The sequence below is a fragment of the Leclercia sp. 119287 genome, assembly GCF_009734485.1.
In the GTDB taxonomy this organism is placed as follows: Bacteria; Pseudomonadota; Gammaproteobacteria; order Enterobacterales; family Enterobacteriaceae; genus Enterobacter; species Enterobacter adecarboxylatus_C.
The window spans coordinates 1,810,468-1,825,620 of sequence record NZ_CP046445.1; the positions used below are offsets into that span (position 1 = coordinate 1,810,468).

At 41.5% G+C, this 15,153-nt stretch carries 14 protein-coding genes; 11 read left to right on the forward strand and 3 right to left on the reverse strand.

Going from position 1 to position 15,153, the window contains the following annotated elements:
• Positions 1-38 precede the first annotated feature (38 nt).
• The 4 genes from GNG27_RS08690 to GNG27_RS08705 all read left to right on the forward strand — a co-directional run bounded on the left by GNG27_RS08690 (position 39) and on the right by GNG27_RS08705 (position 4,522).
• Positions 39-1,829 carry a recombinase family protein gene (locus GNG27_RS08690; RefSeq protein ID WP_156263407.1) on the forward strand — a complete coding sequence of 597 codons (1,791 nt, stop codon included), beginning with the start codon at positions 39-41 and terminating at the stop codon, positions 1,827-1,829.
• Positions 1,830-2,101: 272 nt separating this feature from the next.
• Entirely contained in the window at positions 2,102-2,257 is a 156-nt protein-coding gene (locus tag GNG27_RS08695) for a hypothetical protein (protein ID WP_156263408.1), read from the forward strand.
• A gap of 141 nt (positions 2,258-2,398) precedes the next feature.
• Positions 2,399-3,022 carry a hypothetical protein gene (locus GNG27_RS08700; RefSeq protein ID WP_156263409.1) on the forward strand — a complete coding sequence of 208 codons (624 nt, stop codon included), beginning with the start codon at positions 2,399-2,401 and terminating at the stop codon, positions 3,020-3,022.
• Positions 3,023-3,127: 105 nt separating this feature from the next.
• On the forward strand, positions 3,128-4,522 hold the full coding sequence (locus tag GNG27_RS08705; protein ID WP_156263410.1) for a hypothetical protein: 1,395 nt from the start codon (positions 3,128-3,130) through the stop codon (positions 4,520-4,522).
• 601 nt (positions 4,523-5,123) lie between these two features.
• On the opposite strand, the gene GNG27_RS08710 is transcribed toward GNG27_RS08705, so the two are convergent.
• From GNG27_RS08710 to GNG27_RS08720, 3 genes are all read right to left on the reverse strand, one after another.
• Positions 5,124-6,155 (reverse strand): DUF2971 domain-containing protein, encoded by a 1,032-nt coding sequence (locus GNG27_RS08710; RefSeq protein WP_156263411.1) that lies wholly within the window; start codon positions 6,153-6,155, stop codon positions 5,124-5,126.
• A 182-nt stretch (positions 6,156-6,337) separates the two neighbouring features.
• On the reverse strand, positions 6,338-6,832 hold the full coding sequence (locus tag GNG27_RS08715) for a hypothetical protein (RefSeq protein ID WP_156263412.1): 495 nt from the start codon (positions 6,830-6,832) through the stop codon (positions 6,338-6,340).
• 176 nt (positions 6,833-7,008) lie between these two features.
• The gene (locus GNG27_RS08720; RefSeq protein ID WP_156263413.1) at positions 7,009-7,773 is read right to left on the reverse strand and encodes a hypothetical protein; all 765 of its coding nucleotides are present in this window, start codon (positions 7,771-7,773) and stop codon (positions 7,009-7,011) included.
• Between the two features lie 423 nt (positions 7,774-8,196).
• Between GNG27_RS08720 and GNG27_RS08725 the strand changes: the two genes are divergently transcribed.
• The 7 genes from GNG27_RS08725 (at position 8,197) to GNG27_RS08755 (ending at position 15,150) form a co-directional block, all read left to right on the forward strand.
• Positions 8,197-8,463, forward strand: coding sequence for a hypothetical protein (locus GNG27_RS08725; protein ID WP_156263414.1), 267 nt, complete (start codon positions 8,197-8,199; stop codon positions 8,461-8,463).
• Positions 8,464-8,832: 369 nt separating this feature from the next.
• A complete protein-coding gene (locus tag GNG27_RS08730; RefSeq protein ID WP_156263415.1) occupies positions 8,833-9,633 on the forward strand; it encodes a hypothetical protein in 801 nt (266 codons plus the stop codon).
• A 686-nt stretch (positions 9,634-10,319) separates the two neighbouring features.
• Complete coding sequence (locus tag GNG27_RS08735) at positions 10,320-11,540, forward strand: ISL3-like element ISKox3 family transposase (RefSeq protein ID WP_000343760.1); 1,221 nt, start codon at positions 10,320-10,322, stop codon at positions 11,538-11,540.
• A gap of 104 nt (positions 11,541-11,644) precedes the next feature.
• Positions 11,645-11,974 carry a hypothetical protein gene (locus GNG27_RS08740; protein ID WP_156263416.1) on the forward strand — a complete coding sequence of 110 codons (330 nt, stop codon included), beginning with the start codon at positions 11,645-11,647 and terminating at the stop codon, positions 11,972-11,974.
• A gap of 199 nt (positions 11,975-12,173) precedes the next feature.
• Complete coding sequence (locus GNG27_RS08745) at positions 12,174-12,869, forward strand: hypothetical protein (RefSeq protein ID WP_156263417.1); 696 nt, start codon at positions 12,174-12,176, stop codon at positions 12,867-12,869.
• Positions 12,796-14,670 carry a terminase gpA endonuclease subunit gene (locus GNG27_RS08750; RefSeq protein ID WP_197090570.1) on the forward strand — a complete coding sequence of 625 codons (1,875 nt, stop codon included), beginning with the start codon at positions 12,796-12,798 and terminating at the stop codon, positions 14,668-14,670. Before GNG27_RS08745 ends, GNG27_RS08750 begins: the two co-directional genes overlap by 74 nt.
• A 12-nt stretch (positions 14,671-14,682) precedes the next feature.
• Positions 14,683-15,150: a hypothetical protein gene (locus GNG27_RS08755; protein WP_156263419.1), complete on the forward strand. Its 468-nt coding sequence runs from the start codon at positions 14,683-14,685 to the stop codon at positions 15,148-15,150.
• Positions 15,151-15,153: the final 3 nt, after the last annotated feature.

Sequence of the window (15,153 nt, forward strand, 5' to 3'; positions counted from 1 at the left end):
TAGATAAAACGCAAACAACAAAAATTCAGGTCAAGTATATGAAAACTCAACTGTATTCGTATGTTCGTTGGTCATCCGACAAGCAAACTGGCAATAGTTCACTCGAACGCCAAACCCGTAAATCAAAAGAGTATGCCGCACGTAACGGGCTGGAATGGGCAGAACTGCGTGATGAAGCGGTATCGGCGTATAGGGGTGCAAACTGGGATGAGAAGAAATCAGCATTAGGCGGGTTCATTGGTGCTGTTAAAAGCGGTCTAGTACCGTCAGACTCATGGCTCTATGTAGAATCGTTAGACCGCCTTTCACGTCAAAACGTACTCGACGCGACAGAATGGTTTATCTCAGTACTGAAGCTGGGTATCACCATCGTTACAGGCCTGGATGAACACGTTTATAACAGGGAATCGATAGCGGCAAATGCTACTGGCTTGATGATGAGTATCATGTTGTTTGCCCGTGCTAATGAGGAGTCTGAGACAAAATCGAAGCGTGTTGTTAGTCATACGAAACTGTTGATTGAGCGTCACAAAGAAGGTAAACCCGCCACGATTAAAAGTGCGGGAAGTCACGTATGGTGGATAGACTCTACTGGAGATGAAAAGGAGGCCGTTAAGCCTCATCCGGTTATGTGGGATGCCGCAAAAATGATCGTCGAAATGTGTAAAGAGGGTCATAGTGTTTTTAGAATTGTTGCAGCCTTGCGTGAGAGATACCCATATGGGTTTAAAGGTCGTGATTGGTCTGGTTCAACAATTAAAAATATGCGTGTGAATCCGGCGTTATATGGTTGTCGGATAATGCAGTTAGGTAAGGACGAGCATAAACTAGAAAACTATTATCCACCTTTATGTACTGAGGCTGAGTTCTATAGAATTCAAGAAGTCAAAAGCAATAACAAGTTCAGGGCAAATAAAAGTTCTAGCATTAGTTTACTAGGTGGTATGCGTTTAATTCGTTGCGGTCAGTGTGGCGGTACGATGAATACCTTAACTACTACAGACGGTAAAATACGCTACGTGTGCAGTAGTGGATTAGCGTCAAAAGGTGGTGGTTGTACTCGGTCATGGTCATTATCAGGCATTCTGATAGAACACTGCTTAATGATTGTACTCACACATGCGTATTTTGACGATTCAATACGTAATCAGAACTCAGCCACCGATCTTGATGGACAGATCGAACAGCATGAGGTTCGTATTGCTGAACTGAACACGGAAATTAAAAATATTGCATCTGGTATTGCTAAACATTATTCAGAAGCATTAGTAGAACTACTGGCAGCAGCAGAAAAAGAACGCAAGCAATTAGTACAGGAACTCGATAGAATAAATCAGAAGAAATTACTACTTACTACTCAATCCGTGTTTGAAACGAATATGGTGAACTTCTTTGAGTTGATACAGTGGGGTATCATTTCCGATCCAACTCATGAAACACGAGTTAAGTTGCGTGAAATAGTACGGCGGTTAATGCGGTCTGTTGTCATTCATAAGTACGATGGTATCGTTTCTTTGCAGTACTCATATAAAGAGGGTGAATACTTTGTATTTGAGGGTGCAGGTAAGCGGCATGAATGGACGCACTACATTAAACGTGACAAAGATACGAGTACTGTAGTTAGTGCTGAAATCATCGAACAAGTTAAGAACCACAGGTTGATCAAAGATATCGAAACGTCTTTATACAATCTGGAAACGGCTCAAGATGGCATGTTTAATATGGTACTGGATATGCTCGCTATCGTGAACTACCCAAAACTTAAGGGTTCTCAGTTCTGGCCTAAAAAGTCGAGTACTGAACGGACAGTGTTCAAGAAGCCAGAGTAACAGTACTAGACATACAAAGAACCCGCTTAGGCGGGTTTTCTTGTTTCTGGGTTCGTTTCAGCCTATTTTCAGCGGTTTCTGATAAATAACTATGTAAAATGCAAAAAGTAACGCTGATTTTGGGATGGAATTCTATCTAGTGTTACAATCAATATTATCAAGACAAGTTCGTTCCAAAAACCTATTAGTGTGATTACACATGCCCTGGCAATCAGGGCGTTTTTTCACGCCGGAAAACTGCTTTTTTGAACTCAAATATACAGGAGACTACTATGCAAAAAATAAAGAAAACCGGAATGGTAACAGTACGACTAACTGAGATGCAGATGCAATACCTGCAATCATTAGTTGATGGTGGACAAGCACCGAAAGGTTTACCAGCGGCAATACAATATGTAATCAATCAAACGATTATTACCAAAAAGTAAAATTCAGTATTGCCAGGACGTTGAACAGAAATGGCAGTATGAACTCTGCGTCTGAATAGATTTTCAGACAGTAGTAAACCAACCCGAATCAAATGATTTGCTGTACGGGTCAGCGAAAAATACCAAAGGATTGGTATATAAATGAAACTAAAATCTAAAAAACTGGTATGTGGTGTAGGCATCAATGATGTGCCGGGTTTCTCCAAAACACGTCAAGGTAAGAACTGGTATAGCGTCATTACCAGAGCGTATTCTGAAATGTTCAAATCTCGACAACCAACATATGAGAACGTAACAGTACATCCCGATTGGTTGACTGGTTCGAATTTCAAAAACTCAAATATACACGATCACTATGTACCGGGTTATTGCTTGGACAAGGATATTCTAGTTCCTGGCAATAAAGAGTATTCAGAAGCCGCTTGTAGGTATGTACCGCAATACGTGAATAACTTGCTGCTAGATCGTGGTAATGATCGCGGATTACTGCCGGTTGGAGTCACTAGGCACGGTAAAGGGTTCCAAGCCCATTGCAGCCAACTCCAGCAAAATGATAAGTCAAAGAAGGTATCTCTCGGAACATTTAGTACACCTGAACTGGCACACCGTGAATGGCAGCGGGGGAAAATAAAGGCGATAGTACTTGTAATTGAGAAATACAAAACTGAACCAATGCCTTTACGTGAAATCATTGCAGCATTGAAATTACGTATACGGAAACTGAAAAATGATATTCGTAAAAAACGCATAACAATAAAGCTGTAAACAATTAACGGTGAACCGTATTACTGTACGGTTCACCGTTAAATACTATGCAGTACTGAACCATCAATTCAGTACTGCCAACTCAAACTTACAAGGATTGTATAAATGATGAACTATATTCAGGGCGATTGCGGATCGTCCAAAACATATATGACGATTGAAATGATAAAACGTACTGATATACCTTATTTATTGGTACATTCAGAACTGCAATTGATGAAACAGTCAGCCGCAGCGTTAGGTGATATCTGTACGGTGATATCATCTGAAACTCATAGCAATGTCGAGTACGCCGTAAACCAATTTCTCAAAGAACCGACGCACAGAGTACTAATCATCAGTGAGCGGGCTTTTTTGCGTATTTCAGATCTGTCATTGCTCAAAAACCGTAAAATCATGCTAGATGATGTTGTTAGTTTTCATTGTTACAAGGTAATCAATACTGAGAAAAAACATGAAGTACACAAACAGTTGTTCACAAGTTTCACGGATCTCGATAAACAGTACTGTACCGCTGTTCCAATTACCCGTTTCTATGATGATTTGCTATCCGATATTCATCAACGTTTTGAATTTATCGACCTGTACGATGAGTTCAGAATGAACAGTAATTTTTTCAGTACTAAAATTCAGGACGGGCATGAAGTTTACCGGGATGACTGCAACCAGTTATCAATCATGGCCTGGGTAGATATTCAAAAGTATGTGGATGCTGGCCTGGATATGACATTTCTGGCGAACAAATTCACTGAGTCATTGCTGTACCGCTCGCATCCTAGTCTGTTTACCGAAGTCAAAATGTCATTACGGCAGCGTGTAGTGCCAGTGAGTGAACGACTCAAGGTGTACTATTTCCTCGATAAGAAACGGTTCACCAGTACTTTCAGGACTGACAACCCTAGTGCACTGCCTACCATCGCACAGTACATAGAACAGAACGTAACGGGTCAGTACTACTATACGTCGAACAGTTCAACTAAAGGTGACATGGGTAAGATCCTCACAGGCCAGTACATCTCGCCTAATAGCCGTGGCATGAACGCGTACCAGAGCTACACAACGGCGGTTTGGTTAGCCAGTATGAAACCTAGCCCTGTTGAAGCTGTTATGTGTCGTGAGCAGTTCGGCATTACGGGCCAGGATCTGGTGCAAGCCAGGGAGTTTGAGAACCTATACCAGTTCATCAACCGTTCGAATCTGCGTGATTACGATTCTCAGTCTGAGATCGTGGTTTATGTAGTAGATAGAGAACAGGCTGAGTCATTGGGTGCTGCTAACATCCATCATATCGATCTGGGTCTGGAAGATGACAGTACTGAAAAGTTGAAACCAGGACGCCCGGAAGTATTCAATGCAGATGACAAGAAGCTGAGAAAAGCATTCAGTACGTTACAGTCGAGACATAAGGGTGATGTCAGTATTGAACTGTTCGATAAATGGTGTACTAAGAAAAAGCTGACAGAACAGCAGGTAGAGATGTTGCGAGGGATGATGAAGTAAAACGAGGCCGCTTAATTGCGGTCTTTTTTATTGGTTGTCGTTATGCGGAAATCACTAACGTGGGTTAATTAGGGTAGTGGGGGATAGTAACTTTGACAGTTAGAAGTATGTGCGAGTTGAACACGAGCAGGACAACCCGAACGCAGCGAAGCGTAGTCGAGGGCGTCAGTACTCAAGACACGTGTTCGCGTAGCGAACGACAGTTGTATTCAATAATTCATTAGTTCAGTCATTACTGATCAAACCAATAATAAAAGGAAATAGGGAATACGAATACGGAGCGTAGCGGAGTATGAGGATTACCCGACCGAACGAGCAACGCTCGTTTGTGTCTCGATTCATAATGTAATGAATAATGAAATAGTCCAATAGCTCGCGTGCTCGCTATTGAACTACGCATACGGTTAATCGGTTTTATCGCCGTCTGCGACGACTCTAAAACACTCAAACCTCTGCTTTCTCAAAAATAGATCAATAAATGAGGAAAAAACTACCTTAAACCTATATAGGTAAATAATTCCACATTTTAAGTTTTAACACATGGTAGTGAATTCCACATACATCTAGACGGCTAAATGGAGTAAACAGTACTACCAATTTATCAATTCCTCGGCAAACCCTGAAGATCAGACAACGAGATCTGTTTCGGTTCCAGTTTAAAAGTACCTTTCACCTCTTTCATTTCGTAAAACTGAACAGTACTGTCACGGTTAGCTAATGCCGACATAATGCTGAACTTCACGGACTCTTTGCAACGCAGGCCGAAATAGATACTTTCCAGAATGAAGGGGGATTTACGTAAGCCCGGTTTGCCGATCATACGGTACTCATTCTCATACTTCCACTTTTTAGCTTTCACAAAATAAATCGCTTTATTAATATCAGTTGTATTACCAATAGGATTACTAAATAATTCATGGAGTTGACTTGTTAGAACTGTGCGTACTCCATCATAGTCAACTTTTTGTATTTCATTTGTAGCGGCAAAATTACTTACATCACCTGGTATGCTATAGGCACAACAAAATCCGTTATGTTCGTCAGAATAATGTGCCCACATTAAAGGACAGTCGAAATTTTCAGCTAATGACAATACACCAATGTTTTGGCTTGCTACAAGTTCAGTCTTAATTATATCCAAGTACATATCAATTTTTTCTTGCCAATTCTTAATAGGCTTTGAATTCTCCAATCTATTAAGTTCAGTCAAAATTGCGTTTTTCATATTTTGGATTTGAAGAGAGTAGAATTCATAATATTCTTCATCACATCTCTCTATATGTTTTTCATAACGCCCAAACTCCTCTTCGAATACTTCATCATCTACAGAAAGGGGATTGGCACCATTAAACATGTTAAGCATTAGACTACCATTTAGATGCAGGATAAAGTCTTGAAGAGTTTCGCTTGAACTCATTAACTGAGTACGTCTCGCACTAAGTATTAATGTAGCGGCAATATCCCGTAACTTTAATACATCATCCAAATCATCCACCACAGATGGTTGACAGTCAAACGGGTCATTAAACGAAACAGGATCAGCTAAGTACACAGTATCATTTATCAGTGAGTCCAGGCTGTTAATACTGAACGCTCTATATTTGTACAGGATGGCAGGTACATCGTTGCTCATACGTTAAACCGCTAGTTATTCTTTGTTCGTAGATTCTACCTTACCACACTGAACTGGTACATGATTTGACATAAGTTCAAAGGTTGCGATGCCGGTACGTCATGGTAAGCTGTGAACCCCTGCCAGTACTGAACCGTTTGGGGTTTGTTGATTAGGGTTCAGTACTGGTAGGGAACTAAGTACTAATAACTGTCATTGCATTCTGACGCTTTGCACTCGTACTTATACAGATTGCCGCTCGCATCAACACCTGAGATCTGGTATTCACCGTTCCCTTTATTGTGTTTTGTTTGACGCCATCGGGCACCATTTGCAGCCGTACCTCTAGTTATGGTGTCATCTCCCCGAACTCTAGTACGTTCCTCCCATGTTGCCCCAGATGTTTTGTTGTGTCCTTTTATCTCTGTAATTTCTTCTCCGCTTGAACTCATAGTTCTTGTAATAGTGTGAGTGTCACCATTATCAAATGTACATATGCTGTGATAGTAATTGCCAGTACATTCAGCCTGTGCTGCTGAACATACAACGGCAGATAACAAAAAAGTTATTAACCGATTCATTTCTATTCCATCATTATTAGTGGTATAAAAATCATTAAAGAAATTTATATGTATGTATGGATAACTAAATGAAAAGAACCATTTATACGGCAAAATGGGAGGTACATAGTACTGCACAGTGCAGCCATTACTAACCCCCTAAAAAAGGGGGTGTTTTGGCCTTTGAGTATGTCAGGATTTGTTGTAAATCGTGATGTTCATCAAGTACTGAACCGTAATGAGGTGTTAGGTAGGGTTCAGTACTGATAGAGAGTTCTACCAGTACTGGGTATTACCAAAATAAGTAGAGGGTATTAGCGGAGCTTCCAGGTTTCAATCAGATGCTCAGCGGTCAACAGTTTAAGAATTAATTCTTCTGAAGATTTATTATTACTAAATGATGAAATGTATCTACTGATTTCGGTAAGATTAACGCCGTGAGTTTGATAATTTAACTCCATATACTGAGCACCATTCGTCACATCTATTTTGTCAAAGAATGCTTTAGCTTCACTTGAAATAGTATGACCATATTTTTCTTCAAATGAAACAGCAGATGGATTATTGAATGTTTCAACCGCGTGTATGAAATTAGCATCCAGATATAGGCGTGCTGCAACAGCAGAACCATCAAAGCTATTAAAAATTTTGGTATCAAGAAAACTGACAATCTGTTGCAGATTAGAATTTGATGGCGGCATTTCAACGCCATCTTTCCACAAATCCTGAATGAGTTCACTAACAGCCATTTTCTGATCTGTAAAGCTCATCTTATTTTGCTCTAAGATGGCTGTGAATTTCATTAGCACCATGCGGTTAAAAGCCTCATTGTTAAAAAGGTGGTCTAAGTAATTACCTGGCACACCTTGTTTTGAGCTGAGACTTCTCACGACACCGATAAACTCATTCCTTTTGTTATCGTTATTAATCCAGGTCGGACGATAAAGTTCATTCGTTTCATCTAAGGTTCTTTTTGCTCGTGAAACTACTGCATGATACCTGCGTGTTTTTGCTTTGTTGTAACCGCCAAGAATTACATAACCTAACCATGCTAAAATTAGTAACCCGATGATTTCCATATGTATACCCTGCTATTCAATGTCTGATTATTAATTTCAATTCGAATTATTATAACTGTAAGTACTACGACTTCCCGCCACAACTTTATGTCATCTCGATTTAAGCCCTCGTAATGGGTTGTTTACCCCTACTAAAGGTAGTGGGATAGAACAGTTATAAACGATTCGTGTACACCTTGTATACGCCCACTGCATCAGATCATTTCTCACACAACGAAGGGCCAGGCGAAGCCTAAACAGCACTACTTTAGTGGTAAACGTAATTTATCAGTAGCCCTTAACTACCAGAATAGGTAGGGGAAATATCTTAAACATTGATCGTTATTGCCTATTGATGTAATTAATAATAACGATTTGACCGATCGATAAAGTGGTGAACCATTTTGCAACGGATAAGCAACCTCTAGGTGCTGGAGAACTTTAATGATAAAAATTATTGGGTTAGGGTTATTGTTGACTTCTTTCACAGCTTTTGCCGCCGATGACAACGCTGCGAAAGACGATGCGGAGAAGGCACAGCGTGATATCACACTCTCAGGCTATCAGTGCGACCAGGTAGACAGCATCAAAACCGAAACGAGCTGGTTCTCAAGCGGAACGACTTCAAATGTCACATGCGATAAAGCGTACCATTTTCTATTACGTTATAAGGGCGGTAAGAAGGTTAGTGTTGAAGTGGTGTCTATGTAAAAGTACTGCCACCTTTGAACTCATTCATGCCAGCATCAGCACTTATTTTTGGTTTGTTAATTCCAGTTGCCGATGCTGGTTAGGTAATATTTAAAGTACTTCATAATATACGACACTAATATTCCAGTACTTAGTACTTATTATTGAGGCTCATATTTCAGTACTGCGAATTTTTATAATAAAAATAATTGACAGGGACATTTTCAAACCATATTATCTACCCCGAACGAATGAGTGGAATACCCTCGCACGTCCTGACATTATTGATTGTGAGGTATTATCATGTCTGTTCAATACAACCCAGGCAACGGGATAGTGCTGCACAGTGCAATAAATATAAAACAATAACGTTGCTGGGGTTACATAAATATGAGCATTAAAAACAATTTAGATCAGTACTATACATCCCCTGAATATGCACAGTACTGTTATAATAAAACTCGGAAACATATCGATTTAAGCAATTTTTTGGTCATGGAACCAGCAGCAGGCACCGGGGCATTTTATAATCTGTTAACCGATAACAAACGATTAGGTTTTGATATCGATCCTAAAATTGACGGTCTGATTAGTGGTGATTTCCTGAAACAGGATTTTGTTACTGATAACCAAATAGTTGCACTCAGTAACCCACCGTTTGGATTCAAAAGCGAGCTTGCGATCAAGTTTTTCAATAAATGTGCATCACTGAACAGCGAATACATATGTTTCATAGTCCCACTTACATTCAGAAAACCTGCAACGCAGAATAGACTTAATGATCATTATCATTTAATTTTAGATGAGACATCACCTAATAAATGTTTCATTCTGGATAATGCACCGCATCATGTACCGTGCTGTTTTCAAATATGGGAACGGCGAAGCACAAAACGAACAATGCACGAGATTCGAAAAACGAGTAATATGTTTAAATTCTGTAATAAACAGAATGCCAATATTCGAGTTAAACGTATTGGCACGAAAGCAGGCGAGTATGCTAAACCTGGCACAGAACATTCAGACGGCTCGATGTTATATATCAGAACGGATGAGGTTGAAAAAATTAACTGTATACTGACCAGTGCTGCATATCTTGATTATATTAGAGAAATACGGGCTAATGTTGCAGGGCAATATAGCGTCAGTAAATCAGAACTAATCATTGGTATTGAGAAATTCAGTCAATGATAGGCATTCATAGGGTAAATACTCAAACACACATGAGTAATTTACCCTATGAGAACATCAATACACCTTCCACTATATGGCACTGAATATTATTTCGAACTTGTTCAGGAACTACTAGCAGTCATCGATACAGAACCACTAATCAAATTAGATATGCACTACGATGAACACAGTGAAGTACTGCATATCTTTTTCAGCCATCCAGAACCCGATCAACAGAACTTTATGCAGGGCCTGGTATTGCTTTATTGCCCCGATTACTACTGGCACTGTTAGAACGGCAATTCACCCTGGTCACAGAACCAATCATCATCATCGTGTATCTGATGCATACGGTGTACTGAGTCCAGATAGGTAAGGCCGTCTAGCACTCGTGGTAGAGGTTCAGGGTAGAGCAGCACAAAACAATCAGGTTGAATCTGACCTAACCAGTACTGCCTATGCTCGTTCTGAAAGAAGACTTTATCACCCATCCTGAACTCATCTAGAGCTGAACCCCAATAGCACACAGTAGCCCATTGCCCATGATGTACGAACCGCTGTATGCCACTGGTGATCGACGCGTCATACCCATCTTTGTTACCCATCCCTATACCCTCCATTTATACTGTATGTTTGTGGGTCTTCCCTTGTTGTGGTGGCTGAAGGCATGATAATGGTGTATTTAATCGCCAGAGGTCACCGCCATGGACGAAAAGTCCCTCTACGCTCATATTCTCAACCTGTCCGATCCGTGGCAGGTAAAGTCCCTTTCTCTCGATGAAAATGCCGGTTCTGTTACTGTCACTATTGAGATCGCTGAAAACACCCGGCTAGCCTGTCCGACCTGCGGTAAATCCTGTTCTGTTCACGATCACCGTCATCGTAAATGGCGCCATCTTGATACCTGCCAGTTCACCACTATTGTTGAAGCCGATGTTCCACGAATTATGTGTCCGGAGCATGGCTGCCTGACGTTGCCTGTTCCGTGGGCTGGCCCCGGAAGCCGGTATACGTTGCTATTCGAATCGTTCGTTCTCTCATGGCTGAAAATCAGCACCGTTGATGCTGTCAGGAAGCAACTTAAGCTCAGTTGGAATGCGGTTGACGGCATTATGACCCGGGCAGTTAAGCGAGGTCTTGCCCGGATAAAAAAGCCATTATCCGCCCGTCATATGAATGTGGATGAGGTCGCCTTTAAAAAAGGACATCGTTACATAACGGTGATCTCCGATCGCGATGGTCGGGCGCTGGCCTTAACGGATGATCGCGGCACAGAGAGTCTTGCCGGCTATCTTCGCACGCTCACTGATGGGCAGTTGCTGGCTATCAAAACGCTCTCAATGGACATGAACGCGGGCTATATAAGAGCAGCGCGTATCCACTTACCCAGTGCGGTTGAGAAAATCGCCTTTGACCGCTTCCATGTGGCGAAGCAACTGGGCGAGGTAGTTGATAAAACCCGTCAGAATGAACATCCGCACCTCCCTGTTGAAAGCCGACACCAGGCAAAAGGAACCCGCTTCCTGTGGCAGTACAGCGATAAGTGGATGACCGAATCCCGGCAGGAAAAGCTGATGTGGCTGCGTGCACAGATGAAGCTGACGAGCCAGTGCTGGGCGCTGAAAGAGCTGGCAAAGGATATCTGGAACAGGCCATGGAGCGAGGAAAGACGGAGTGACTGGCAGAGATGGTTGGCGCTGGCGGCTAACAGTGACGTTCCCATGATGAAAAATGCCGCGAAAACGATAGGAAAAAGGCTGTACGGGATCCTGAATGCGATGCGACACAGTGTCTCAAACGGAAATGCGGAGGCACTTAACAGCAAGATCAGGCTGCTGAGGATAAAAGCCAGGGGATACCGAAACCGGGAGCGCTTTAAACTGGGGGTGATGTTCCACTACGGAAAGCTGAATATGGCGTTCTGAGCCTTCCCACCATGATCGGGGAAGACCCATGTTTGTACAGTATTGCAGACAGTAAAGATAAGATCCAGACTGGCCGGAGTTAAAACAATAACACCGGGAAGTGTATGAAAATCGTACAAAGTATTGCAGACGATACACTGGTATTTGAATCATTGTCTGCTGCTGACAGTATCCAGCTAACACACAACGCCTTAGAACTAATTTCGAAGTTTGAGCAAGGCTCGGAAGAACCAACCGCTAAAGAACTGGGCAGGGCGTGTTGCCTATTACTGACTGTCGCAGAAGATTTTATGAATGTTGAGTACTGGCAAACTGTAGAAGAACTGTATTCCGGTGTTAACCATACGTTCTATAAAGAAGAAGTTATAGCAATTCGTGATTACTATTTAGAACACCTCTCAGAACAGCCTGTATCACTTCATAAACAACGCTAGAAATATTAACGCACGGACGCGTTTAATTCAGTACAGACCCATACAGAGCGATACAGAAGCATTAAAAGGTACTCCTGAGTGGGGCAGCCTCGGCAGTGTTCGGCAGCGAGTTCTTTTTTGCGTATGTGCGATTTTTGATCAACGAACCACACCACAAAATATTCAGTACTGGATTCGTTCGTCATTTTGATGTTCATTAATGGCAAGTGTGACACCGGTCGATAGTGATCCTTATAATATTGAAAAACCGGTGTCACACTTACTCAGTGAACGCAGTGAAATCCCAGATGCAGTACTGAACCCTGATAAATATAAGAACAACAGTCAGGGAAATATTATGTCCACCTCAATTTCAATCAGAAAGTTAGGCCGTGATTACGGCTATGAACACAGTACTGTACTGGCATGGCAGAAACGCGGGATGCCTACAGACACAGAAGAGAATGCACGTGCATGGATCGTAGACAACATTTTAACGCCGCTACGTGATGGTGATGTACGAGACAAGATTGACCAGGCACGACTACGCAAAATGCAGGCAGAGGCAGATTTAGCCGAAGCAGAAGTAAAGTTAAAACTAGATCAACTAATCGAAGCCGATGAAGTTCACAGAGCACTTACCCAGTACTTTAAAACGTTGCGTGATTATATCCGCTCACTACCGAACAAAATTCAACATGAAGTTTTCGAACAAGATTCAGTACTGAAAGTTAAACGAGTACTACAGCAACGTATTGATGAAATGCTGCATTCAGTTGGCGACATGAAGTTTGAAGTACCAGAAGAGGATGAACAAGGCAAGCAAGGAACGGATGCCGAAAATGAACAAGACACTAACAGTACTGAAAAATGCAGTACCAATAATCAAACCACCACAGAAGTTAAAGCCCAGTGAATGGGCTGAGACTCATTTAGTACTCCCTGATGGTTTAGCAGCCGGACAAAAACTAAACCTCTATTCATTTCAGAAAGAAATGTTAGATATTATTGAGTCTGACCAGTACCGCAAAGTTGTCTATAAAACATCAGCACAAATTGCTAAAACTACACTACTCAATTCAGCATTGTTCTATTGGATGGCAACTGATAGTTCTAATATTGGCATTGCCCAAAGTTCATTATCAGAGCTTAAGCAATGGAAGTCAGCGAAGATTGACAAGACCATAGAGCAAGTACAAGTACTGTCAGAATTAGTAACAGACAAGAATGATAAAACCAAAGCTAATAACCAGCAGCAGACCGAATTAAAAGACGGTAGTTTTTTGTATTTCCTCACATTAGGTAGTGCTAAGGGGTTACGCGGAAAAACGCTCAAGAGAATTATACTTGATGAAGTCTCGGCAATAGACCAGAACTCACCAGAAGGGAACCCGATACGCCTGGCAGAGCAGAGGGCTACCGATTTCGGCCAAGAAGCAAAAATACTTATTTCAAGTACTCCCACATTTTCAGGAGATGCAATCGATGTTGAGTATCAGAACTCAGATCAACGTGAGTACTTTGTAAAATGTATTCACTGCCAGCATGAACATACATTGAAGTGGGAGAACATAAAATTCGAATGGAAGAAAGCAGGCAAGCGTGATATTCCAGATAGCAGTACTGCAAAATTACACTGCCCAAAATGTAATAATGAAATAACCGAATCTCAACGAATTAAAATGGTAGCTGGTGGACGTTGGATAGCACAGAACCCATCTGTAACTGACGCGGCAGGATTCTATATTAACCGCCTGTATTCACCGAACAGTACTATTCAGTCTATTGCTAAAGAGTTTGAACTAGCGTGGTTCGAATATAATTACCAGTCTTTCTACAATACAGTACTCGGACTTCATTATTCAGACCTTCAAGAAGAAATTGATGATCTAGCATTAGAGAACTTACGTGATGACTCATTCGATTCAAAGAATATACCAGATTCAGTACTGGGAATTGTCGTAGGTTGTGACCAACAGTTAGACCGACTTGAAGCAACTGTATTAGGTTTTAACGAAACAGAACTATTCGTACTCGGTCATCGTTATTTCTATAGCCCTAACTGTGAAATCAAAGGGGCAAAAGCCTATACAGACCTTGCGGCGTTCTGTAATCAACGTTTCAAAACAGTATCCGGGCGTGATTTGCCAGTACTGAAAGTAGCTGTTGACGGTGGTAACGGTAGGGCAATGCAGACGGTACACAGTTTCTGTCAGCAGTATAAGAAGTTCGAAATGATTAAGGGCAGCTCGAATACCAAAGGTGACTTGTTCAAACGCAGTACCTCAGAAGGCCGTCAGTTCTACATGCTGAACGTACACGAGGGAAAGAACTGGGTACGTAGCCTGCTAAACAATGCAGTAGCAGGTTTAGCAGATGCACCACTAACGCTACGTTTTGCACACGATTTGCCTGATGACTATTTCGAACAGGTCACAGCAGAGAACTTAGAACGTTCGGGTAGTGGTGTTCGATGGAAACAGATCACAGGCCGTCGTAATGAGGCACTTGATACGCTGGTCTACAGCCTCTGCATGATGAAACTGGCTCTAAGTAAACTAGGCGGTCAACCGTTCAAGAAACTGCGTGAATATCGCAGTAGCAACCGTACCGAAACTACCAGTACTGAATCTACTAAACCCGTCAAGCCTGCCGAACCGAACAATAAATACAGTAAACCAACTACTAAGAGTATTGGCAAATCATGGTTCGGCTAAGGATAAATAAACATGAAAGGAACAATTTATATTGGTGAAGTACTTCACGAAGTACTGCCACCTAATAGCACAATTAAAATCGGAAATAGTACTGATACGTTATTCACACACAACACACAGCACGATACTGAAACGGTAACTATCGACTCCACAGATTGGAATCCGGGTTATTACTCAGTCGTATATAACAATAATGGTGAATTAACTATCAGTACTGTCACCGTCATTGACCCGATGGCACAGACATCACGATTAACAGAACTGCAATCACAACTTGATGACCTTAATAAAATCATCAGTGCAAGAATTACAGGTGATACCAGTACTCTGACTATAAACAACAAGACTCTCGTAAAAGAAGATCTTAATACTTTGACCAGTCTGAGAAATGGTATTACTAAACAGGTCAATGACCTCAAGAAAAAACTAAACAAAACAAGCAGCAATACGTTCTTTAAAAGTACTATTCATTGCCGCTAATAA

Excerpts from the sequence above, each read along its gene's own strand:
- GNG27_RS08690 (WP_156263407.1), top strand. The coding sequence starts at position 39 with ATGAAAACTCAACTGTATTCGTATGTTCGTTGGTCATCCGACAAGCAA.
- GNG27_RS08695 (WP_156263408.1), top strand. The coding sequence starts at position 2,102 with ATGCAAAAAATAAAGAAAACCGGAATGGTAACAGTACGACTAACTGAG.
- GNG27_RS08700 (WP_156263409.1), top strand. The coding sequence starts at position 2,399 with ATGAAACTAAAATCTAAAAAACTGGTATGTGGTGTAGGCATCAATGAT.
- GNG27_RS08705 (WP_156263410.1), top strand. The coding sequence starts at position 3,128 with ATGATGAACTATATTCAGGGCGATTGCGGATCGTCCAAAACATATATG.
- GNG27_RS08710 (WP_156263411.1), bottom strand. The coding sequence starts at position 6,155 with ATGAGCAACGATGTACCTGCCATCCTGTACAAATATAGAGCGTTCAGT.
- GNG27_RS08720 (WP_156263413.1), bottom strand. The coding sequence starts at position 7,773 with ATGGAAATCATCGGGTTACTAATTTTAGCATGGTTAGGTTATGTAATT.
- GNG27_RS08725 (WP_156263414.1), top strand. The coding sequence starts at position 8,197 with ATGATAAAAATTATTGGGTTAGGGTTATTGTTGACTTCTTTCACAGCT.
- GNG27_RS08730 (WP_156263415.1), top strand. The coding sequence starts at position 8,833 with ATGAGCATTAAAAACAATTTAGATCAGTACTATACATCCCCTGAATAT.
- GNG27_RS08735 (WP_000343760.1), top strand. The coding sequence starts at position 10,320 with ATGGACGAAAAGTCCCTCTACGCTCATATTCTCAACCTGTCCGATCCG.
- GNG27_RS08740 (WP_156263416.1), top strand. The coding sequence starts at position 11,645 with ATGAAAATCGTACAAAGTATTGCAGACGATACACTGGTATTTGAATCA.
- GNG27_RS08745 (WP_156263417.1), top strand. The coding sequence starts at position 12,174 with ATGGCAAGTGTGACACCGGTCGATAGTGATCCTTATAATATTGAAAAA.
- GNG27_RS08750 (WP_197090570.1), top strand. The coding sequence starts at position 12,796 with ATGAACAAGACACTAACAGTACTGAAAAATGCAGTACCAATAATCAAA.
- GNG27_RS08755 (WP_156263419.1), top strand. The coding sequence starts at position 14,683 with ATGAAAGGAACAATTTATATTGGTGAAGTACTTCACGAAGTACTGCCA.